Origin of the sequence: Larkinella sp., assembly GCF_965227735.1 — a bacterium.
Classification (GTDB): Bacteria; Bacteroidota; Bacteroidia; order Cytophagales; family Spirosomataceae; genus Larkinella.
In genome coordinates, this window is the sequence record NZ_OZ245776.1 from 2,085,114 (window position 1) to 2,106,878 (window position 21,765).

General features: G+C 47.9%; 17 protein-coding genes and 1 CRISPR repeat array. Of the genes, 10 read left to right on the forward strand and 7 right to left on the reverse strand.

Annotation, left to right across the window (positions count from 1 at the left end; all coding sequences use genetic code 11):
• Window positions 1-10: 10 nt before the first annotated feature.
• The 6 genes from ACO064_RS07900 to ACO064_RS07925 all read right to left on the reverse strand — a co-directional run bounded on the left by ACO064_RS07900 (window position 11) and on the right by ACO064_RS07925 (window position 8,849).
• Window positions 11-1,255 carry a Gfo/Idh/MocA family protein gene (locus ACO064_RS07900; RefSeq protein WP_421826847.1) on the reverse strand — a complete coding sequence of 415 codons (1,245 nt, stop codon included), beginning with the start codon at window positions 1,253-1,255 and terminating at the stop codon, window positions 11-13.
• Window positions 1,256-1,364: 109 nt separating this feature from the next.
• On the reverse strand, window positions 1,365-2,819 hold the full coding sequence (locus tag ACO064_RS07905; protein ID WP_421826848.1) for a SusD/RagB family nutrient-binding outer membrane lipoprotein: 1,455 nt from the start codon (window positions 2,817-2,819) through the stop codon (window positions 1,365-1,367).
• 16 nt (window positions 2,820-2,835) lie between these two features.
• Window positions 2,836-6,222 carry a SusC/RagA family TonB-linked outer membrane protein gene (locus ACO064_RS07910; protein ID WP_421826849.1) on the reverse strand — a complete coding sequence of 1,129 codons (3,387 nt, stop codon included), beginning with the start codon at window positions 6,220-6,222 and terminating at the stop codon, window positions 2,836-2,838.
• A gap of 214 nt (window positions 6,223-6,436) precedes the next feature.
• On the reverse strand, window positions 6,437-7,513 hold the full coding sequence (locus tag ACO064_RS07915; RefSeq protein WP_421826850.1) for a FecR family protein: 1,077 nt from the start codon (window positions 7,511-7,513) through the stop codon (window positions 6,437-6,439).
• A gap of 146 nt (window positions 7,514-7,659) precedes the next feature.
• Window positions 7,660-8,268 (reverse strand): RNA polymerase sigma factor, encoded by a 609-nt coding sequence (locus ACO064_RS07920; protein ID WP_421826851.1) that lies wholly within the window; start codon window positions 8,266-8,268, stop codon window positions 7,660-7,662.
• Window positions 8,269-8,414: 146 nt separating this feature from the next.
• Window positions 8,415-8,849: a DUF1810 domain-containing protein gene (locus tag ACO064_RS07925; protein WP_421826852.1), complete on the reverse strand. Its 435-nt coding sequence runs from the start codon at window positions 8,847-8,849 to the stop codon at window positions 8,415-8,417.
• 110 nt (window positions 8,850-8,959) lie between these two features.
• On the opposite strand from ACO064_RS07925, the gene ACO064_RS07930 reads away from it, so the two are divergent.
• Window positions 8,960-9,274 carry a hypothetical protein gene (locus ACO064_RS07930; protein ID WP_421826853.1) on the forward strand — a complete coding sequence of 105 codons (315 nt, stop codon included), beginning with the start codon at window positions 8,960-8,962 and terminating at the stop codon, window positions 9,272-9,274.
• 41 nt (window positions 9,275-9,315) lie between these two features.
• On the opposite strand, the gene ACO064_RS07935 is transcribed toward ACO064_RS07930, so the two are convergent.
• Complete coding sequence (locus ACO064_RS07935; protein WP_421826854.1) at window positions 9,316-9,486, reverse strand: hypothetical protein; 171 nt, start codon at window positions 9,484-9,486, stop codon at window positions 9,316-9,318.
• A 245-nt stretch (window positions 9,487-9,731) separates the two neighbouring features.
• On the opposite strand from ACO064_RS07935, the gene ACO064_RS07940 reads away from it, so the two are divergent.
• The 9 genes from ACO064_RS07940 to ACO064_RS07980 all read left to right on the forward strand — a co-directional run bounded on the left by ACO064_RS07940 (window position 9,732) and on the right by ACO064_RS07980 (window position 21,744).
• On the forward strand, window positions 9,732-11,735 hold the full coding sequence (locus ACO064_RS07940; protein ID WP_421826855.1) for a TM1802 family CRISPR-associated protein: 2,004 nt from the start codon (window positions 9,732-9,734) through the stop codon (window positions 11,733-11,735).
• A 20-nt stretch (window positions 11,736-11,755) separates the two neighbouring features.
• Window positions 11,756-12,760, forward strand: a complete 1,005-nt coding sequence (gene cas7b, locus ACO064_RS07945) for a type I-B CRISPR-associated protein Cas7/Csh2 (RefSeq protein WP_421826856.1) — start codon at window positions 11,756-11,758, stop codon at window positions 12,758-12,760.
• 8 nt (window positions 12,761-12,768) lie between these two features.
• Window positions 12,769-13,539 (forward strand): CRISPR-associated protein Cas5, encoded by a 771-nt coding sequence (gene cas5 / locus ACO064_RS07950; protein ID WP_421826857.1) that lies wholly within the window; start codon window positions 12,769-12,771, stop codon window positions 13,537-13,539.
• Window positions 13,536-15,992 (forward strand): CRISPR-associated helicase Cas3', encoded by a 2,457-nt coding sequence (cas3, locus tag ACO064_RS07955; RefSeq protein WP_421826858.1) that lies wholly within the window; start codon window positions 13,536-13,538, stop codon window positions 15,990-15,992. Before cas5 ends, cas3 begins: the two co-directional genes overlap by 4 nt.
• Before the next feature lie 13 nt (window positions 15,993-16,005).
• The gene (locus tag ACO064_RS07960; RefSeq protein ID WP_421826859.1) at window positions 16,006-16,695 is read left to right on the forward strand and encodes a CRISPR-associated endonuclease Cas6; all 690 of its coding nucleotides are present in this window, start codon (window positions 16,006-16,008) and stop codon (window positions 16,693-16,695) included.
• 52 nt (window positions 16,696-16,747) lie between these two features.
• Window positions 16,748-17,755 carry a CRISPR-associated endonuclease Cas1 gene (cas1, locus tag ACO064_RS07965; RefSeq protein WP_421826860.1) on the forward strand — a complete coding sequence of 336 codons (1,008 nt, stop codon included), beginning with the start codon at window positions 16,748-16,750 and terminating at the stop codon, window positions 17,753-17,755.
• Window positions 17,756-17,759: 4 nt separating this feature from the next.
• Complete coding sequence (gene cas2 / locus ACO064_RS07970; RefSeq protein ID WP_114405117.1) at window positions 17,760-18,050, forward strand: CRISPR-associated endonuclease Cas2; 291 nt, start codon at window positions 17,760-17,762, stop codon at window positions 18,048-18,050.
• 36 nt (window positions 18,051-18,086) lie between these two features.
• Window positions 18,087-18,659 carry a CRISPR-associated protein Cas4 gene (gene cas4 / locus ACO064_RS07975; RefSeq protein WP_421826861.1) on the forward strand — a complete coding sequence of 191 codons (573 nt, stop codon included), beginning with the start codon at window positions 18,087-18,089 and terminating at the stop codon, window positions 18,657-18,659.
• Between the two features lie 197 nt (window positions 18,660-18,856).
• Window positions 18,857-20,649: direct repeats of the CRISPR family, unit length 37 nt; unit sequence CTTACTGAGTACCATCCAGTTGAAGAAGGATTGAAAC.
• A 219-nt stretch (window positions 20,650-20,868) separates the two neighbouring features.
• On the forward strand, window positions 20,869-21,744 hold the full coding sequence (locus tag ACO064_RS07980; protein ID WP_421826862.1) for a DUF808 domain-containing protein: 876 nt from the start codon (window positions 20,869-20,871) through the stop codon (window positions 21,742-21,744).
• Window positions 21,745-21,765 lie beyond the last annotated feature (21 nt).

The window sequence follows — 21,765 nt, forward strand, 5'->3', positions numbered from 1 at the left end:
AGCAAGCTGTTTAGTTATACGAATCTGACCACTTTATGATTGCGTTTTTTTGGATGGCTTCATTGGCCATGTCGACTGATACCGCTGATCGATGCCCGGTTTCTGCGTTGGAGAAAGGTTTTTTCCCTTCGCGGATGCACATCGCAAAATGCGCCAGGGCTCCTTCCGTGGGAAGTGTATCGTCTCTGGCCGGATTTTTTACGCGGATGGGAACGCCTTCGTGATTATCCCAGGCCAATTTGGTAGCGCCCGACACCCCGTCGACCGCTTTTTCCGTCTCTGTATTCTCCGCATAGATCTTCGCCCGATGCCCATCCTCTCCCATCACCTCTATCGACCCTTTATCGCCCAGAATCCGGATGGAGTACCCCTGCCACGCATTCGTCGTCAGGGACGTAAAACTCGCCTTTACCCCTTTGGTATACTGCACCAGTAAATGCACATTGTCGTAGGTGTCGCGCCCATCCTTCCAATAATCGATGCCGCCAAGGCCGGTGATACGATCCGGTTTGTCGTCGAGCAGCCAGTTGAGGATGTCCATCTGGTGCGAGCAGAGTTCCGCCACCAGCCCACCCGAGTATTTTTGATACATGCGCCAGTTGATCAAATGTTCCAGGTCCGGATAATCGGCATTGCCCCGAAACGACACGTCGGCGGGCAAGGGCCTTCGCCAATCACCGTGACGGTTCCAGGTGCATTCCACCCGCTCGATCCGGCCACAATATTGTTTTTCCAACAGGAACTTGATTTCGGCATAAACCGGGTTGAACCGATGCTGGTAACCGACCTGAAAGACGGACGGTGAGTTGGCCGCCAGCTTCCTTAAGGCGAACGAATCGGTTCGGTTGTGCGTCATGGTTTTTTCACAGTACACGTGTTTCCCGGCCTGCAAGGCGGTTTTGGCCATTTCAAAATGGAGAAAAAGTGGCGTCGCGATGATAACCGCCTGCACCTGTTTATCGTCCAGCATTGGGCGGTGGTCGCCATAAACGGCGACTTTTTTCCCCATTTCTTTCTGGCAAGCTTCGCTATTGGCTTCCAGAAGATCGCAACAAGCGACGACATCGAATGCGGGCAGAGACGACGCGATTTTGGCAAGCCACTTCCCCCGGGCACCGGCACCGATGAGACCCACACGAATCCGATCATCGGTGTTCGGAACGACAGACGCGTTGGCGGATGGCCAGTTGTGCGCCACCAAACCGGCCCCCACGCCCATTTTTTTGATAAAAGATCGCCGGTTCAATTCCATCATGATGTTGTTTCATCCATTTAACAACTGGTATTCATCCGTTTCATTGACCGGTTTTATGAACACTTATTGCCCAGACTTCCGGCCCGCCCCTCCTTAAAACCGCTTCTGCTCATTTTGCCCAAAACAATTTGGTTGAGGAGTCAAAAAGCGTCGTGAGGTTGACATTCCTGGGAACTTGCGGGTTTCTGGTAATTTCCGAATCCGGATAGGGCACCCGGTTGGCTAAACCGCTCGGATCCGTAATCGTCATAAACAACTCCCGGCGAACATCATTATAGGCCTCCAGGGGCTGATCGTAAAACAGATAAATGTACTTCTGCAACAGGATGTGCCGGAGCGTCAATTGGGCGGCCGTTGGCGACACCTTCGGCAAAGCCAGGTACGCATTGATTTTTTCGGTGGAAAGAGCGGTTGCCGGATTGAAAAGCGACGCTTGTTTCAAGGCCGTCTGCACGGCGGTTTGATAGGCGGCATAAGCGGCTGTTCGGTTGTTTAACCGCAACTGGGCTTCTGCTTCAATGAATTTCAGTTCGGCATAAGTGGCCAGCGGCTGTGGAGAATTCAGCAGTTTTAAAACGGCGGGCTTTGAATAAAACCGGCCATCCAACCGGGGCTCCCCAAAATCGCCACCGGCGAGTCCGTTCGGCGCCGGTTTTATGGCTCCGCTGATTCGTGAAAACCAGATAGCGGTTCGCGGATCATCTTCCACATTCGTGCCCGAACTGAACCACGCCAGCGCGTTGTAAATACCGTTGCCCATCGCAAATTCGGGTTGTGACTGCTGGGCCCCGGAATAGGGATTCTCGTAATTGCGGTTATCGGCATACTGCTTAAAAACAAAGCCTTCTGTATCATTGGCAAATGACTTATCGAGATGACTCAACACGTTGTTGGCTGACCCGGCGGGGTCGATATTGCTCAACCGGTTGAACAGCCTGATTTTTAACGCATAGGCGGTTTTTTTCCAGGAAGCCATATTACCGGCAAAAACCAGGTCGTCGCTGCCCGGCCTGACCGGGGCGGCTGCTCCTTTGTCCAGATTGGCAACGGCCTCATCCAGAATAGCTTGCAGGTTTTTATAGACCTCCTGGGCGTTGTCAAACTTCGGCTGACGAATGACCCCGGCCTGCAGCGCTTCGCTCATCGGAATGTCACCGTACAAATCCACCAGGTTAGCGTATGAGTAAGCCGTCAGAACGTCCGCGATACCCGCATAACCCCAGGCCTCTGCGGCCACCGCCTTCTCCTTCAGCAGCTTCATGTCGTTCAGAGCCGCATAAGCCCCCGACCAGCCTCCCGAGTTGTAGGAGGTCATGGTGTTATAAATGCCGCCCATGCCCAGAACATTGGTATGGTGCTCAATGTAATAAGAGGTCAAACGATTGGACGAACTCCCCGCGACGGCTTTGACGTAACCCATCGTTGCCTGCGGTAAACGCGTGTTGAGCGGGGCGTCATTCACCTGGTTGGGGTTTTTGTCAATTTCATTCATGATGCTCTCCGAACAGGAACCCATCGTAGCCAGTAGCATGGCAATTGCAATCACTAGTCTGTATAATTTCATGGCGTCCGGTTTTTAATTATAGGGAAATTTTAAGGCCTCCACCGAAGCTTCTGGTCTGAGGAGTAATACCGCTGCGACCGTATCCGGCGACGTTGTTTCCTCCCTCACTGAAATTCACTTCAGGGTCCGAGAAAGCGTCGGAAATCAGGAATACATTTCGCGCTGACAAATAAACCGACAGGGATTTCGCCCATTTCAAGCCTAATTTCGACACTGGTAATGCATAATTCAGCGTCAACTCGCGCAACCGTACAAAGGAAGCATCCGATAACTGTGACTCATAATTGGTCCACAACTGGCTGTAATAAGGATATTCTTTCTTGATCTTAATGGTGTTGGGGCCTTCTACTACCAATTGGGTTCCGTTCCAGCGTCCCTGCACACCCTCCAGCACGACATCCTGCTCCCGATCCAGTGTTCCCGCCGATAGCCCCCGCCAGTTGGCTTCGGCCAAACCGTGGTTCCAGAAAACGCCCCCCTGCCGCCAATCGAGCTGCGCACTCAGCGACAAGCTCTTGTACCGTAAGCTGTTGGAAAAATTCAGTTCAAAATCCGGCACCGTGCTCCCAATTACCTTCAGGTTGTTGTCGGTCAATGGAAAACCGTAGGTCGACGACCTGGGGTCATTGTTGATCACGAGTTGCCCGCTGGCGGGGTCCCGCAGGTACGACCGGCCGTAGATGGAAGGATAGGCGTAACCGGCTTCGGCTACGATCGGGTCAGACAAAACGATCCGATTGACACCCTCCGCCAGACTTTGTACGGTGTTATCAAACGACGTAAAGTTAATTCCCAGATCCCAGGTAAAGGCAGACGTCGTGACCGGGGTGAGGCCTAACACCACTTCGTGACCTTTGGACAACATTGATCCGGCATTGCGGATTTCCGCCGAAGCACCGGTGGAAAGCGGCACCGGAACGCTGTAGATTTGTCCATCGGATTTGGAATTGAAATAGGTGTATTCCAGCGAAATCCGGTCATTGAAAAACTTCAGATCGGCACCCAGCTCGATGGTTTTTGTATTCTCCGGTCTCAGGTTGGGGTCAATCCGCGTCGAACTTTGGGTGAGACCCGTCAGCCCGTTAAAGGGAAAAACAAAACCGCCCGGACTCCCTTTTACAAAACCGGCATTGTTGACAAAAACCGGCCCCACCTGCCCTACTTCGGCGTAGGAAGCGCGTAATTTAATCAACGAAACCGTCCGTTTTTGAAGGGACAAGGCATCAGACAGGATGAAACTGCCGCCGATGGACGGATAAAAAAACGAGCGGTTGCCGGTGGGCATGTTGGAGGCAACATCGTTCCGGCCCGAGGCATTCAGGAAAAGAAGCTTGTTCCACCCCAGATTCAGGTTTCCGTAAAACCCCACTACCCGTTGTCTTGATATGGAGTTGCTGCCGACCACATTGGTGGCATTATTGAGATTGGCCCAACCACCGGTTACAAAATCCGATCCTGCCGTCCGGTCATTGCTGCTGTTGATGTCATAGAGTTCATTCCCCACAATGACATTCAGATTCAGTTTTTCGCCAATATTCCTGTCGTAGGTCACAAACAGGTTGGAATTGATCTGGTTCTGGCTGCCGTTATTGATGGTCACGCTACCGCCACTCGGCGGAAGGGTGCGGCCCCGCGTTGCTGTCCCCAACTCCTGAAAATCGACCTCCTTGGTGCTGAAGTAATCCATTCCAACCCGATAGGTAACCGACAGTTCCGGCAGGATGTCATACTGAAAAAGCAGGTTACCAAAGGTCCGGTTGGTTTTGTTCTGGCGCGAGTTGTGGTTTACCACCCAGTAGGGATTGTTTTGCCCAGCCCGGTAATACACCTGCTGATACGGATTGGCAGGGCTTGCATACCGTTTCCCTTTCAGGTTGTAGGAGGGCGGCACGTCGGTGAGTCCCCGAAAATAATTGTCGTTGCCTCCCAGCTCCGGGTAATCATCCACCGTTAAATCCGAATAGTTCAGGGAAAGTCCTACGGTCACCTTTTTGATTTTGGTCATCTCTCCATTGAACTTGATGTTGTAGCGTTTCAGCCCCGAGCCTTGAACAATGCCGGTTTGACTGGTCTGCCCGGCTCCGATCATGAAATGGCCATACTCCCCACCGTCGGCCAGTGACAGGTTATTGGAAACCGTATGGCCGCGCTGATAAAAATCCCGGTCGTTGTCATACGCACGGGCCACTTCCTGCTCCCCGAACTCATTGGTATAAGTTCCGATTCCATCGATTTTGGCACCCCAGGTCCAAATCTGGTTCAAATCGAATTTTCCGTTTAAGCCCTGGGAATATACATCCTGCATTTTAGGTAAACGGGCCACCTGGTCCACATTGAAATGCGTGTCGAAACTAAGGGTTGGCTTGCCCGAGCGGCCACCACTTTTCGTTTTGATCACCACCACACCATTCGAAGCCCGCAAACCGTAGAGTGCCGAAGCCGCCGGTCCCTTCAAAATATTCATGGATTCGATGTCGTTGGGATTCAGGTCATTGACCCGAACCCCGCCCGCGACGGGAAGGCCATCAATGACATACAGCGGCTGGTTGTTGCCCGTAATGGAGCGATTCCCCCGGATCGTGATTTGGGGTGCTTTGCCGGGCATCCCGCTGTTCAGACGGACCGATACCCCGGCCACTTTTCCCTGAAGACTATTCAGCACATTGGGATTCCCCACTGAGGTGAGCTGGGCACCTTTTACCTCCTGGGTGGCATAAAACAAGGCTTTCTTTTCCCGTTCAATTCCAAACGACGTCACCACGACCTCCTCCAGCGATTTCGCGTCTTCTTTCAGCGTCAGGTTGATGGCGGTTTGATTGCCGACGGTTATCTCCTGACTGACGTATCCGACGTACGAAAAAACCAGAACGGCGTTACCATCCACGACCGATTGGCGGAATTTACCGTCAGCATCGGTCGTGGTACCCTGTTGGCTTCCTTTGACCAGAATACTGACGCCCGGTAATGCCTCGCCTTTCTCGTCCGTCACCCGGCCGGTAATGATTCGGTCCACCTTCTCGGGATTCGGAAATTCAATTGAATTCGTTGTTTCGATCTTACCCTGCTCACTCTTCACCTCCCCAACACGCGTTAAAATTACCTGGTTGTTATTGATAACCCTATAGTGTATACGTCGAGGTGTCAAGACCTGTTTCAGAACGTTATCGACCGTTTCTCCCTGGATCGTCAGGTTTAGTTTTTCGTCTAATTCGATCACGCCTTTCTGGTAAGAAAAAACGACGTCGACCTGCTGTTCGAGGCTTCGCAGAAATAACCGGAGGTTACTGTTTTTTAAGCTGACCGTAACCCGCTCCTTCAGTAGCTCCTGGGCTACAACGGGATAGGCGAGTGCATTGCACGCAATCACCCCTACGAGAATTAATTGGGCTAAAGTGATTTTCATGAGCGTGAAAACCTCTTTTTTGGTAAAAGATTTTGACATACTTTTGACTGGTTTTGTTCTAATCAGGACATGACAATTGCAATCAGCTACTGGATAAGTGCTGGTAAATTCCAGAGAAGGTGTGGCAGCATCTTCTCTTTTTTTTGTAAGTGGGATTGGAATGCTTTATCGCATAAGATTTCAGGGTTTAGGATGCCATTAGGTGGTCGTATAATTACGGACAGCCCGTAGCCTCAATGACTAACTGAGCGTCCATTTCTGTATAGGTAGCCCCTATTGTTTGACAGATTACTTCTAACTGGTCTTTCAGGGGCTGGTTACTGAGTGTGGTCGTAATAATACAGTGGGAAAGCAGCTCTTCATCGTATAATATATGAACGCCGTAGCGTCGCTCCAAGGTCTTTAAAACCGTCGTAGCCGGAACTTCCTCAAAGTATTGCTTTTCACTCGCAGCAAGCGGTTGAACGGGCAGGGGCTCTGCAACCAATTGCTTCGAAAGCCTTTCGGTTTGGCGATTGAAGATGACTTGTTGATTGGGCAACAGAACGAGGTTCTGCCGTTCGTCACTGACTAATCGAATCGGTTTCTGGTTGTAAACCGACACGCGTCCGGTGCGTACTTTGACCTCAACCTGCTGGTCGTCATCAAAGGCTTTAATGTCAAAACTCGTTCCCAGGACCTGGGTCACCAACTCATTGGCGTAGACATAGAACGGTTTTTTAGGATTGGGGGCAATTTGAAAAAAGGCTTCCCCACTTAAAAAAGTTTCCCGCGATTGGGCCGTAAAATGGGCCGGATAGCTGAACCGGCTATTCTTCTTCAGGTAAACGACGCTTCCATCTTCAAGCTTGATTTCCAGGGGAGTATCATTCCGATTAACCTTTTCGATCAACGTGTTTTTTTCGGCAGCTTTTGTGATGAGCTTCGTGTAAACGGTTTTTGAGGTAGATTGATCAACCCAGTTCCAGATGATAAAAACCAAGGCCAGGGTGCATAAAACCGCTACCCCGGTCCACTGACGTTTTCGGGGCCATCCCACCAACGGATCCGCATCGAGGGTCGCTGAACGGATTCGCTTCCAGGTCTTCTCTTCATCGACGGGTAAACTGCGGTTGACCTCCGCCTGTTGAATTTGCTGAATGAGCTGAACCGCTCCCTGAATGATTTCCTGTTTGGCCGGATAATCCTGCCGCACCTGCTGCCAGTATGCGTCCTGCTCATCATAGAGAACCCACCTGACAAACGCGTCATCGTTCAAAAAATCCTGCAATGTAAACTCGTTGTACAGCATGGTTCACCAATTAGGTCCCTCTCTACTATACAGAGTCGCATTTTTATAGAAATTAATCACCTGAATTGAAATATTTCCCTCTTTTCTATAAAAAAACTCTTCGGACACTTTTTACACCTGAACTGGAATAATGCGTTAATGCGGTTTTACGGATATAAAGGAGAAAGAAGTAGGGTCAAGAGAGAAAACACGCCTTTCAGAATGATCCGTAACATCGAATAGGCTTTAAAGAGGAGATTGCTGACAACCTGTTTGGAAACGCCCATCAGTTCTGACGACTGATCAAGGTTCATCCCGTGAAAAAAGCGAAGATTCACGGCCTCCTGTTGACGTGGACTTAATCGCGCTATCGCACCCTGTATTTGTCGGGATCGGTCAAAAACCGTTTCCTGTTCAACGGTTGTTTGTTCGTCTGAGAGGGAAACTAAGCAGTCCAGAAATTCATCAATATCTTCAGCTTCATCAAAAATGCTGTTTCGGGTATTTCGCTTCAATTGATTTCGGAGGGCGGTCAGCAGATAAAATTTGGGTTCAGCAACAGCAGCTAATTGTACTTTTCGGCGCCAGAGGTAGGTGAATAAGTCCTGGATGGCATCTTCCAATAACAAGGAATCGGATGTTAATCGGGAGCCGTAATTAACCAATATTTTAAAATAATGGCGGTATAGAATTTCAAATGCCTGTTGATTTCCCTGGGCCAGTGCCTCCCAAAGCGCTTTCTCATCGTAGTTCTTGAACAAATCAGCAGCAGGCATACAATACGTTCCGGTTTAGGTATAGCCATACGAATTGGCGCTAAATTAAATAAAAATAATAGAAAATATGATTTTATCGACCCAATTTTACAATTTTGGTTGGGCTCGCCGTCTCCGATTTGTAATAAGAAACGCGCCGGTGACTGCTATCCTTCGCTGGCCTGAATCCGTTCCAGGGTTCGGGGATCCCTCAAGCCGCTAAAGTACTTGTCCAAAACCTGCTGAAATACCGGGTTGGTGTTTTTCGGCAAACTGAATAAGGTCATACTGGATCGAAGTTTCAAATCATCCGGACTGCCCAGCATCTGGTTAGCGGTTTTTCCTACAATTCCCAGCAGGGCGTTGGAAATTTCAATAAGCCGACTCCCCAAAACGGGATGATCCAGATACGCCCGGGCTTCTTCCAGGTTGTGAATCGCGTAAAACCGGGCCATTTCACTAAAGCCCAGGCCCGAAAGTTGAGGAAAAATGAACCACATCCAGTGTCCTTGCTTCCGGCCAATTTTGATTTCGTTCAGGGCCTGGAAATAAACCGGTTGTTGAGCGTCCAGAAACCGTTTTAAGTTGTCATCAGCTTTCATCGGGATCAGTATTTTGGCCGACAAATCGGGTCAGGTGTGGAAGCTGTCCCGTAGTTATTCATGCCTATTGTCATCCTAAATTTAAATATACATGAATAAAGTAAATTCAGGTGGACACGGTTTGTCACTACCGGGGTGCCGGTGAACCGCTGGATTTGTTCGGCTGGGCGGGGCCGCAGAAAAAAACCGTCGAATTGTCGCTCACCCATCGGGCCTATCGCCTGTTAATTGAAGACTACCCGTTGGCACGTGCGTATACAGGTAAGCGTAACGATACCGGTTTCCCCTATTTTTTCAAAGGTGAAGTCCGGGATTTTCGGGGGATCGGGCGGTTCGTACTCGGGATTCCGGGAGAGGTCCGAATCGATGAACCGGAGGAGTTTCGGGGGTATTTGCGGGGGCGGATTGGGGAGTTTGGGGTGTGAAGTTAAAAAGTTGAATGAAAGATAATCAACACCATGCGGGATTACTTTTTATGCTTTGCTTCCAGATGGGCTTCTTTCATTCGACGCAGGGCTTCCTCTTGCGACAGTCGTTCCGTGGGCAAGCCTAGAATTTCCTCCCAGGTCATTTCACGGATGGTTTTTCCGGTGATGGTGTTTTTGATAGTGCTGAAATCTTTTGATTTCTTGTTCATCGGCTATTTTGACCAGAAATGGTATATGTATGGGGTCGTAATTCAAAGATATTAGCAAAAACCGGGATTTGTTGTTCTAGCAAAATACATTCACTCCTTTCCCTTAGTTCTACAGTTAGATGTCCCAAATTTGACAGTCAATTTTCGGGCAAAAACGCACTTTTGCCCAGTTGACAAGGGCATCTGATCCTCTCACCATAATCTTACTGCCATGCTCATTCATATTTTTTTATAAGGCAAAACATATGTTACAAACTCTGATTCGCATAGGCCAGCAACTCAGTCAAAATCGGGGTGACTGGGATGATATTCTGGACAGTCCAAAGATTGAAACGGAAACCAAGAAAAGAGACCCTATTACCAACTATGTAATACCGCTCATTTTCAATCTGGATGAGCGCCGGGTTGAAGTTGGCGGTCTATTAGAGTATGATCCTGACGAATCTCCTGAACGGTTTTTCAATATTAAAATTCAGGGCGGCAATAACAAAGCCGTCTATACGTGTGCAGAATGGAAAAAAGTGGAGCAACTGCGCAAGACGTTCTTTGGGATTCCCGATAAGAGAGGTACAGAACCAGATCGGGGGCAGTTTACGGATGCCATCGAAACGGGTTTTTCTGATTTACGGACCACACCTCTTTACGAAACACTCAACGAAATTTTCACACTTCGTACTGAATTCGAAAACCGGTTTGATTTATTGAATAACACCAAGTTTACTGATGCCGACAAAGAAAAGCTATCGGACGATGAAAAGCGGTTTTTGAAAGCAATCACCTTACGCCCATCAGAGCGGTTTGCATTGGTCGTGGCACAGGTAATATGGACAGCAAAAGGGTGGGCAAAGCCCGTATTATTTAGCCAAATTGATGGCTATAAGACGTTTCTGAAAAGAAAATTCATCGGCGAATCTGTAGAAAATAAAACTGATGAGCCAATTGAAAAACTTTGCTATGCCACAGGTCAACGCACTATGGAAGTGGGCGAATTGGATATTTCGGCTCGCTACAGTTTGAATAAAATGTTCGTTACGACGACTGTCAATTACGCTAGTAATTGGGAAAACGGAGCATTTCAGAAAAACTATCAGGTTGATAAACAAACACAGTCGTACCTGGAACGGGGGTCGAAATACCTGCTTGATAAGTATAAAACGCGGATTGCGGGTATCGATCATTGCGTGATTCCTCAATTGCTCAGTCAAGACAATACTGATATAGAAACGACCCTAAAAGGACTAATCCGGAAATCCGATCTACTTTTTCAGTTCAATACATATCAGGAAATTGTTGGTGATATCAGTGTGGAAACTGAAAATCCTTACTGGATCACTTTTTTAGGATTTGAATCAGACGGTAATTTCTTCAAGACTATTAGCGTAATCAAAGACGTCAGCCGAACGCACTTTGAGCAATTAATTGGTGCTTTCCGCAAGCTTACTACTGATTGGAAAACCGTACCGGGCGTCAATTGGACAAGTATCATGAGTATGGGTAAAGAACAGATTCCGCTCGACTTTAACTTGTTCACGGTTTATTCAATGATACCGGTTCGGAGAGACAAAGAAAAGAAAAATGAAGCACTCAATTTGTTCAAACAGGTACTCGAAAAACGTCCAGTTGAGCGAGCAAAACTCTTTGGCTATTTTAAAGAATTGATCCTATGCCATTACTACGGGAGATACGCCGGTTACACCAATATTCGTGAAAATACCGAGTTCGATTTTGCCATTCGTAATGCGGTATTTCAGTACCTCGCCTTTATCCAGATTCTTAAACAGTTTAACCTAATCAATCCAATGGAAGAGGATCAACTTGATGACCTTGAAGAGATTACCCTTGATGCTGCGCCGGAAGAGCAAATTTTACCCGACTATCAACAAAAAATAGAGGAGTTTTTTGGACGCATGAGTTACAAACCGGAGCATAAAGCTCTTTTTTATTTAGGGCGTGTACTCAATACGGTAGCGCAAACGCAGTACAAAAAAGAACACAAGACAAAGCCGGTCCTCAAAAAACTGAACTACAATGGCATGGATCGGGATGACATCCGGCGGTTGCATCGAGATTTGGTCGAGAAGACGCAACAGTATAGCATTCACCGATTGACCGAGAGTACATTAAGCCGCTTTATGATGCTCTTTAATCACGAAAACTGGACAATGAAACCTGACGAAGCTCTTTTTTTCATTCTGTCGGGCTACTCATTCTTTGCCGGTTCCAAGAAAAAAATGATAACCAACGAATAACCTAAAACTCTTTACAATCAATGGCAACTCTTATTACGAATAATGCTGATTTTTTGTTTCTATATGATGCAACACAGTGTAATCCCAACGGTGATCCCGATCAGGAAAATAAGCCCCGTATGGATTATGATACTGATACCAATTTAGTAACAGACACCCGCCTGAAACGCTACATTCGCGACTATCTGAAAATGACCGGCACTGAAATTTTTGTTGATATGGAGGATGGACGTAAAGTAAATCCAGAACAAAAGTTGGAAGCTGTTGTAAAACGTGCATTAGCGAATGACGAAACGATTGGCGAACTGTTTGCCGAAAACGAATCGATGGGAGATGCGCTGGCGAAAATTATAGATACCGAGAAAACACCGGAGAAGATTTTTAAGAAGCTACAGGACAAGGCAAACCGGTCATTGAGCGTCTATTTATTGGCGCAGATGGTTAAGCAAAAATTTGTAGACATCCGCTTGTTCGGAAGCGCATTTGCTGTTGAGGGATTTTCCCGAGCCTATACGGGACCTGTTCAAATCAACTGGGGGTATTCGCTGCATAAAGTTCAATTGATGGAGTCGAGTTCGATCGTGACGACGATGAACGACGATAGCAGCACTTTCGGTAAAGATTATCGGGTTCATTATAGCCTGTTGGCTTTCAATGGGACCATTAACAAGTTTGCGGCTCAAAGTACCGGCCTGACTGATGCAGATATTGAGACGTTCCGAGATGCGGTTTGGAAGAGTGTTCCTGCTATGCCGACGCGGTCAAAACTGAATCAGTATCCTAAACTCTACGTCGAAATCACGTACAATGACGGTTTTTTCAACGGTAATTTCGGCGACTTGCGCAATTATGTCAAGGTATCTCCAACCGATCAATTAGAAGAAAAGCAGATTCGGCGTTTTGAGGATTTGACGCTGGATGTGTCAGCCCTCCAAAATTTGTTAACTGAAAATACGGGCCAAGGAAAACCCATTAAATCGGCCTATATCAAAGCAGCTACCGGTATTACACTATCCGCCAACTAACCGGTTATATGGAAGTACTGCAAATCGATGTGGGTGGTAAACTCGCCCACTTTCGCAAATATTATGCGAATAATACCGCCATGAGTTTCAGCATACCGCCCCGTACGACCTTGATGGGTATGCTGGCCGGTATGTTGGGTCGATCCCGCGACAGCTACTACGACGAACTGGCTTCGGAGCGTATTAGGATTGGCGTCCGCGTGATGCAGCCGATCAAGAAAACGTTTCATCGGCTTAATCTGCTGAAAATTGTCGGCAAAGGTGATTTTGACGGATCAAATGGTCGAATTCAAACACCATTTGAAATCGTAAGTGGATTAAGTATCAGCCGCGACATGGTGGTCTACCGGCTTTATGTTGCCTGCCACGAAATTGGTGATGAGACTTTCCAGTCGTTGAAGCAGGCAATATTAGAACGTCAGTTTCAGTATGCCCTCACATTTGGCACTGCGAATTTTACGGCATCCCTACTTTCGGCAATTCTTATTTCAGATGTCCAACTGACAGACTCGGATGACTGGGTGCTCGTGCATTCGGCCATGCCTTCAGAAGCAGTTGATGAACTGGATTTTGACCGGCAACGAACGGAAGATACGCTTCAATCAATTGAAGAAGAACTGCTACCCGGTGACTTTGCGGCAAATTTCGACCGCGAACTCCGGCGGATGGATCGGATGTTATTTTCGACTACTGCATCGGGAGTACGGGTACGGCTAAACAAACCGCATTACAGATTGATTCAGGCTGGCGAAATCCAGCATATCCTGTTTATGGAATGACTATCTTCTACTCACATAGCAAGCAGAATCCAGACGGTACAACGTATGGCTCTAAGCATCTTGTCGACCACACAATGGCCGTAACCGACAAGGCCTTACGGTCATTTCACACACACATAACGATGCAAACTAACCAGCCACTGACCGATGTATTACGGCTGGTTGGTTTGTATCATGACCTCGGTAAGTATACCACTCACTTCCAAAACTATCTGCTCAAATCGGGGGGATTCAATCAGGAGTTGAAGCAACACGCCAAGTTTGGCGGTTTTGCACTTTATCAGAAGTACAGTTCGCTGGGTCTCGATAATGTAGCTCTGTGGGCGGCCTACCTGATTTTTCACCACCATAAAAGTCTGACAGATATCAATGATTTAAAAGGCTATGCAGTGGAGGACAGTACTGAAGAATACATTTTTAATCAGCAAGCTAAAACGATTCAATCCGCATTAGAGCAGATTGCGGTTGAGTTGAACGAGCCCGCTTTAGAAAGTTATCTTAAATACCCCGATAAAAAACTGATCAAAACCGTTCGGGATTTAGAGCGAAAACCGAATATTCAGAATTACTTTCTAATAAGCTACTTGTTTTCATTACTCATTGAATCCGACAAGTTAGATGCTTCTGACACAACACTCTACACCCGCAAACCACTCCCTTCAACCTTGGTCGATCTGCGGCTAAAACCAGTATTGTTTCAGCCGTATACCCCAGAAGAACTGACAACCCTGGGCCAAAATGAGTTGCGCAGTTATGTACGCGGGGCGGTAATGCAGCATTTAGAGAAGTCGGATATTCTCGAAAAGCGGTTGTTCACTCTGACTGCCCCAACCGGTATAGGTAAGACGCTAACAGCCCTCGACTTTGCGCTCCGGCTTAAAGCGAAAATACGTACCAAGGAGCAGTATGAAGCCCAAATTATTTATGCGTTGCCCTTTATCAACATCATTGAGCAAGCCATTGCTGAATACAAGCAGGTGATCGGCGATTACGGGCAAATATTGGCTCATTATCAATTTGCAGACGCTCTTGAGCAGTTATCGAATAAAAAAGATGATGAAGAAAATCAGGGTTGGAATCAGAAAACGATGCTACTTGATACGTGGCAAAGTGATATAGTTATTACGACGTTTGTGCAGTTTCTACAAACACTGATTGGCAATCGGAATAAATTATTGAAAAAGTTTCACCACTACGCCGGTGCCATTGTCATTCTGGACGAAGTGCAAACAATCCGGCTGGAACAGTTACCGCTAATTGGAGCTGCGCTGTTTTATGCCACCAAGTTTCTGAATACGCGAGTTATCCTAATGACGGCCACAAAGCCTAAAACATTTGAACTGGCTAACCGTGAAATCATTGCGAAGGAAGGTGATGTACTTAATGTAACAGAATTGCTGACTGAACACCAGGCCGTATTTGCCGCATTTAAACGAACGAAGATCATACCTTTGATTAGTGATCCTATTGCTGATGAAAACGAATTTGTTGAAGACTATTTTACCCCTAACTGGTCAGTGAACAAATCCTGCCTGATCGTCTGCAATTTGGTCAAACGATCAGTAGATTTGTTCACAGCCATTCGGGAGTACTTAGGTGATAGAGGCTATCAGAATAAAATCTATTATTTATCGACTAATATCGTTCCTTCCCATCGTCTCCGCGTCATCGACCAAGTTAAACTCGATCTTAAGGCCGGTTTTAAACCCATTCTTATTGCTACTCAGTGCGTTGAAGCGGGCGTTGATCTGGATTTCGATATGGGTTTTCGGGATGTCGGCCCTATTGATTCCATCGTGCAGGTAGCTGGCCGTATTAACCGGGAAAATTCGGCAGATCGCAACCACTCACCTTTATATGTAATCGATTTTAACGATTGCGAAAGTATCTACGACCGAACAACGGCTACGCAATCACGGCAGGCGCTAACAAAAAGTGCCATTGAAAATAACGGTCAGATTCCTGAAGAAAAATACCTGACCCTAATCGGCGAATATTATGACAATCTATCTGCCGACGGTATCAAGTCTTTTAAAACAGCCCGTGAGATTTTTGGTAGTATGAAGCGCCTGAATTACGATAATGATGATAAAAACACCCACCCGGTTTCGAGTTTTCAGGTAATTGATCAGAAAGGTTTTGCCGTGTCTATATTCATTGAAATTGATGAAGAAGCCTTAAGTGCTAAAAATGCTTTTTTAGCACTTATTTGTAGAAAGATGAGTAAAGAAACTTTTGACACCAACTATAAACTAGCTTTCAATCAGAGAATTATAACCGTACCGAAGTATTTATCAAAAGTAAAAGAACTGCAGATGGACAAAAATTACAATCAATTAGTCGAAGGCTTATTAATTGTTAACCGAGGTGAAGTGCAGAACTATTACGATGAAATAACCGGCTTTGACCGGCGCAAAGAAGGTGCATCCGCAAACGAAACTTGTTTTTTCTAATCGACATAATTGTATGACCCCCACCCTCTCCCAAACCCTCCTCCCCCTCACCACCGTCACCTTCCCTGAAATCGCGCTGCGCACCCGCGACGGACACAAACTCCGGGGGTATTTCGGCGAACTGTTCCGCGAACACTCGCCCATGCTGCACAACCATTACGAAGACGGCAGCCTGCGGTATGCCTACCCGCTGGTGCAGTACAAAGTCTTGCAGAAAGTGCCCACACTGGTCGGACTCCAGGACGGGGCCGCGCTCCTGGCCCGGTTGTTTCTGCAGATGCGGGAACTTGATCTGGACGGGCAGCGCATCCCGGTGCTCAGCAAGCACATCCGCCACGAGCAGGTTGCCCTTGGCATGAGCGACGATTTGCACCAATACCGCTTCGAAACGCTTTGGATGGCCCTCAACCAGGATAATTACCGCGACTACCGCAACCGCAACGAAGCCGACCGGAAAGCCCAGCTCAAACGGGTGCTGACCAACCAGATTCTGATGGTGTTCAAAGACCTGGGCCTCTGGCTCGAACCGACCGACCGGATTATGCTCGCTCTTTCGGTTCAGGAACGCACCACGCAGTTTAAAAACCAGACGATGGTGGCCTTCGCCGGGGCGTTTACCGCCAACGTCCTCCTGCCCGACGGCCTGGGCCTCGGCAAGCAGGTCGCCCGCGGCTTTGGGTCCATTGAGCGAATGAGTGATTGAGCGATTGAGTGCCAATTCACACATTCACTCAATCACTCATTCGCTCCATAAAATGCAGCTTCACATCAATACTTACGGCACGTATGTCCACGTCAAGGACCGGATGTTCGATATTCGGTTGCGGGAGAAAGACGGTCAGATAAAAAGTACGCCCTATTCTGCCCAGAAAGTGACGCACATCATCATGAGCACCGGCACCTCGCTCAGTACGGATGCCATCCGGCTGGCGATGCAGCATAACGTCGATATTGTTTTTGTCGAACAAGACGGCGATCCCATCGGGCGGGTGTGGCATTCGAAACTGGGCAGCACCACCAAAATCCGGAAAGCGCAACTGGAAGCCAGTTTGTCGGCCGTGGGTGTGCGCTGGATCAAAAGCTGGTTGCTGACGAAGATGGACAACCAGCTTTCGCTGGTAAAAGACCTCAAAAAACACCGCCCGCAACATGCCGATTTCCTCAACGACAAGCTCACCCGCGTGGAAGCCCTGTGTGTGTCGGTCAACACGCTGGACGCCGGGCGCGTGGCCGACATCGCCGAAACGCTGCGGGGTCTGGAAGGAACCGCCGGGCGGCTCTATTTCGAAACCCTCAGCCATGTGCTGCCCGCCGAATACCGGTTTCAGGGTCGCAGCAGCCGACCGGCCCGGGATGCCTTCAACGCGTTTCTGAATTACGCCTACGGTATTCTGTACAGCAAAACCGAGAAAAGCCTGATCATTGCCGGAATTGATCCGTACGTAGGCTTTCTGCACCGCGACGATTACAACCAGTTGAGCATGGTCTACGACTTTATCGAACCGTACCGCATCTACGCCGACGAGGTGGTGTTCCGGCTGTTTTCGGGCAAGAAAGTCAACAAAGCCCACACCAGTCCGCTGGCGAACCGGAACGGCGAGCCGGGGGCCACCCTGAACGCGGAAGGCAAGGCCCTGCTGGTGACGGCTTTCAACACATTTATGGACAACGACCCGATCCGGCACCGGGGCCGTAACCTGTGCCGCAGTCACGTGATGCAGTTGGACGCTCATCAGTTTGCCAACAGCCTGATCGAACCTTAAGACCATGATTATCTGGGTACTATACGACATTGAAAAGGACAAAGCCCGCACCAGGGCGAGCAAGCTTTGTTTGCAGGCCGGATTATACCGGGTGCAGTTTTCCTGCTTTCTGGGGTCGCTCACCCCAAATGCCAAAGACACGCTCCGGCTTCAACTGGAAGAGTTGATCGACGAGACGAAAGACCGGGTCTACATTTTCCCGATGAGTCGGGACGAATTGCAGCAAACGGATTTACTGGGACAAGCCTTCGATAAGAAGCTGGTGACGGACGAAATCCGCGCCCTCTTTTTCTGACCCCACCCAACTCTTAACTCTTAACTCTTCATTCCCGTGACGCTCACGCCTTCGCATCTGATCGAATATTTGTTCTGTCCCCGGTTTACGTACTTTGAGTATGTTTTACAGATTTCGCAGCACGAAGAAAAGGATTACAAAGTGATGCGGGGCCGTCACCTGCACGACGAGAAACTGGAGCAGAACAAAGACTACCTCCGAAGGCGGTTGGGCGTCGTCAACAAGTATCTGGACCAATACCTGACCAACGACCACATCCGGGGCCGCATCGACGAGGTACTGGAGCTGGCCGACGGCACGATGGCGCCACTGGATTATAAATTTGCGGAATACAAAGACCGGATTTACGAAACCTACCGGACGCAGTTGTATTGTTATGCCTGGCTGATCGAAGAGAATTTTAATCGAAAAGTGACGCGGGGGTATCTGGTGTATACCCGGAGTCGGAACAAGGTAATGGAGGTTCCGATTGGCGAGACGGAGTTGGGCGAGATTCGGGCAGCGGCCGAGTCGGTTTACCGCATCATCGATCAGAATTTTTATCCGAAAGCGACCAAATACAAAGCCCGTTGTGTAACTTGTACGTATCGGAATGTTTGTATCCGGTAAAAGGCGTTCCGGCGGGGAATTTATTTAACGTTGGCGCAAAAAAGGCCGTAAGCATCTGATTATTTACCGTTTACGTTTTCGGAAAAACCTATTATTTATGTACAAAACCCGTTATTTGACGTCCTGTGAAACTAAAAAAGAGCAAAGCAGATTTGCACCTAACCTGCTATCTATAAGCGGCTTAGCCAGCCAGACGACTTACTGAGTACCATCCAGTTGAAGAAGGATTGAAACATGATGAAATAAAGACCGATCAAACCAATTGCTATACTTACTGAGTACCATCCAGTTGAAGAAGGATTGAAACATTGGCTCAATTGCCTTACTGAATGATACGTAATGCCTTACTGAGTACCATCCAGTTGAAGAAGGATTGAAACACGTCGATTCAGACCGCTTTTTCTTCTGCCTGGACAAACTTACTGAGTACCATCCAGTTGAAGAAGGATTGAAACGAACTCATGTTTGAAAAAATGCTGGTCAGGGCTTGCCTTACTGAGTACCATCCAGTTGAAGAAGGATTGAAACAAGACCATTATTTCAACCATTATTCACCCATTCTACTTACTGAGTACCATCCAGTTGAAGAAGGATTGAAACGATTAAAAATACCTTGTAACCTGTTGATATTCTTTCCTTACTGAGTACCATCCAGTTGAAGAAGGATTGAAACAAGATCGCCCGGCATCCGCCTGCCAGTGCCCACTTGCTTACTGAGTACCATCCAGTTGAAGAAGGATTGAAACTTGACCATGAAAGTCAGGTTCAGAATGCGAACCCGCTTACTGAGTACCATCCAGTTGAAGAAGGATTGAAACTCGACAAAAAAGCGTGTGTATCGTCGGTTCTTTTTCTTACTGAGTACCATCCAGTTGAAGAAGGATTGAAACACGACCTCAAGGCTGTCCTGTCTCTTTTGCTCGGGGCTTACTGAGTACCATCCAGTTGAAGAAGGATTGAAACCCTGATTACTAGGTAATTATTACACTATTTCGTAAATCTTACTGAGTACCATCCAGTTGAAGAAGGATTGAAACAGACTCCCGGTCTATCTCCCGGAAAAGGGTACAGAACTTACTGAGTACCATCCAGTTGAAGAAGGATTGAAACTCGGTGCGTTTCTCGGATGGGATTTCAAAGCCGATCCCTTACTGAGTACCATCCAGTTGAAGAAGGATTGAAACTTCGGTACGGCGGAGAGTTGGTTAGTTCTTCGGTTTCTTACTGAGTACCATCCAGTTGAAGAAGGATTGAAACACGCGAAACACCCCCTTTTTGGCTTGATTCGGCTACCTTACTGAGTACCATCCAGTTGAAGAAGGATTGAAACGAGTCGGCATCTTTGATCTGGCACGGCGCATCAAAGCTTACTGAGTACCATCCAGTTGAAGAAGGATTGAAACCATGAGCTACCGCGACAAAATAGCCTTCACCCGGACTACCTTACTGAGTACCATCCAGTTGAAGAAGGATTGAAACCCGTAGGGCTCACCGCGCCCGAGTTCGACGCGTTGACTTACTGAGTACCATCCAGTTGAAGAAGGATTGAAACGCATTGTAATCAATGCGTTTAGGGTAGTCGTTTGCGCTTACTGAGTACCATCCAGTTGAAGAAGGATTGAAACCGATCTTTCGGGTTACAGCTTCCAATTCGGGACTGTCTTACTGAGTACCATCCAGTTGAAGAAGGATTGAAACTTGATCGTTTGCTCTGTAACCCCGAAGAAAAGACCACTTACTGAGTACCATCCAGTTGAAGAAGGATTGAAACGATGTTGACTTTTGCCGGTACTGCTTTCGGGTTTTCTTACTGAGTACCATCCAGTTGAAGAAGGATTGAAACAACCAACGATAGCAATGCCTCTCACCAAACAGCAGTTCTTACTGAGTACCATCCAGTTGAAGAAGGATTGAAACGTCGCTATCCAGGACATGATCAGCACGACTCCACCGCTTACTGAGCACCACCTGATTGAAGAAGAATTGCAACCTGACCTCCCCGCTGAAAACCAGCCCTTTCTGAAGTAGATGGTTGGGGCAATTTCCCGGTACTTCACCCACCTCCCAATCGCTGTGACGAACGCCAGGTTACCGCCGGATGGACTTAGTTTTTATCCAAACAATCAGATAATGGATGCAGGCGGTACTTTAGAGGCAATCTATCTCTATCTTTCAGCCATAAAAAGTTTTCGTATAATCCACTCTACAAATGGCCTCTGGTTTTTTTGCAATTTTAGATGATATTGCTGCCTTAATGGATGATGTTGCTTTAGCAACAAAAGTAGCCACGCGGAAAACCGCCGGGATATTGGGCGACGATCTGGCGGTAAACGCGGAAAAAGCGACGGGATTCCTGGCCGACAGAGAATTGCCCATCCTGTGGTCTATTACGAAAGGCTCATTCATCAATAAACTCATTATTGTTCCGATTGCCCTGCTGCTGAATGCCTTCTTTCCGGTCGCCATCACCGTCATCCTGCTGCTGGGCGGTTGTTACCTGGCCTACGAAGGGGGCGAAAAAATAATCGACTACTTTGGTAAAGAAAAAGCACCCAAACACCAGGCAACCCCGGATGACCAGCAAGCTACTCCTCCTGCCGACCAGGAAAAAGTCAAAGTAAAATCCGCCATAACGACGGATTTTATCCTTTCTGTAGAAATTGTTATCATTGCGCTGGGGTCGGTTGCCGGACAGCCCTCCATGATACAGATTTTGACGGTGTCCGTGGTAGCCCTGCTGGCGACGGTTGGCGTCTATGGCCTGGTAGCGCTCATTGTCCGAATGGATGATGCCGGTTACAAGTTGATTAAAAGATCGAACCATACGGGTTTCCTTTCCAAACTGGGCCATGTTCTGGTTGGCGCGCTACCAATTATCGTCCGTATTTTAAGCGTGGTGGGGACGTTGGCTCTTCTGCTGGTTGCGGGCGGAATATTTGTGCATAACATCCACTTCCTGCACACCTTATTTCCCAACCTTCCGGCCATACTGAAAGAATTTGGGGTTGGTTTGGTAGTCGGATTGGTGCTGGCCGGTCTTGTGGCCGTTTTCAAGTCGCTTCGGCGTTCCTCTAAAGAAGGATAAGCTCAATCGGCGTCTACGTCG

Coding starts and splice junctions, on each gene's coding strand:
- ACO064_RS07900 (WP_421826847.1), bottom strand. CDS start 1,255: ATGATGGAATTGAACCGGCGATCTTTTATCAAAAAAATGGGCGTGGGG.
- ACO064_RS07905 (WP_421826848.1), bottom strand. CDS start 2,819: ATGAAATTATACAGACTAGTGATTGCAATTGCCATGCTACTGGCTACG.
- ACO064_RS07910 (WP_421826849.1), bottom strand. CDS start 6,222: ATGAAAATCACTTTAGCCCAATTAATTCTCGTAGGGGTGATTGCGTGC.
- ACO064_RS07915 (WP_421826850.1), bottom strand. CDS start 7,513: ATGCTGTACAACGAGTTTACATTGCAGGATTTTTTGAACGATGACGCG.
- ACO064_RS07920 (WP_421826851.1), bottom strand. CDS start 8,268: ATGCCTGCTGCTGATTTGTTCAAGAACTACGATGAGAAAGCGCTTTGG.
- ACO064_RS07925 (WP_421826852.1), bottom strand. CDS start 8,849: ATGAAAGCTGATGACAACTTAAAACGGTTTCTGGACGCTCAACAACCG.
- ACO064_RS07935 (WP_421826854.1), bottom strand. CDS start 9,486: ATGAACAAGAAATCAAAAGATTTCAGCACTATCAAAAACACCATCACC.
- ACO064_RS07940 (WP_421826855.1), top strand. CDS start 9,732: ATGTTACAAACTCTGATTCGCATAGGCCAGCAACTCAGTCAAAATCGG.
- cas7b (WP_421826856.1), top strand. CDS start 11,756: ATGGCAACTCTTATTACGAATAATGCTGATTTTTTGTTTCTATATGAT.
- cas5 (WP_421826857.1), top strand. CDS start 12,769: ATGGAAGTACTGCAAATCGATGTGGGTGGTAAACTCGCCCACTTTCGC.
- cas3 (WP_421826858.1), top strand. CDS start 13,536: ATGACTATCTTCTACTCACATAGCAAGCAGAATCCAGACGGTACAACG.
- ACO064_RS07960 (WP_421826859.1), top strand. CDS start 16,006: ATGACCCCCACCCTCTCCCAAACCCTCCTCCCCCTCACCACCGTCACC.
- cas1 (WP_421826860.1), top strand. CDS start 16,748: ATGCAGCTTCACATCAATACTTACGGCACGTATGTCCACGTCAAGGAC.
- cas2 (WP_114405117.1), top strand. CDS start 17,760: ATGATTATCTGGGTACTATACGACATTGAAAAGGACAAAGCCCGCACC.
- ACO064_RS07980 (WP_421826862.1), top strand. CDS start 20,869: ATGGCCTCTGGTTTTTTTGCAATTTTAGATGATATTGCTGCCTTAATG.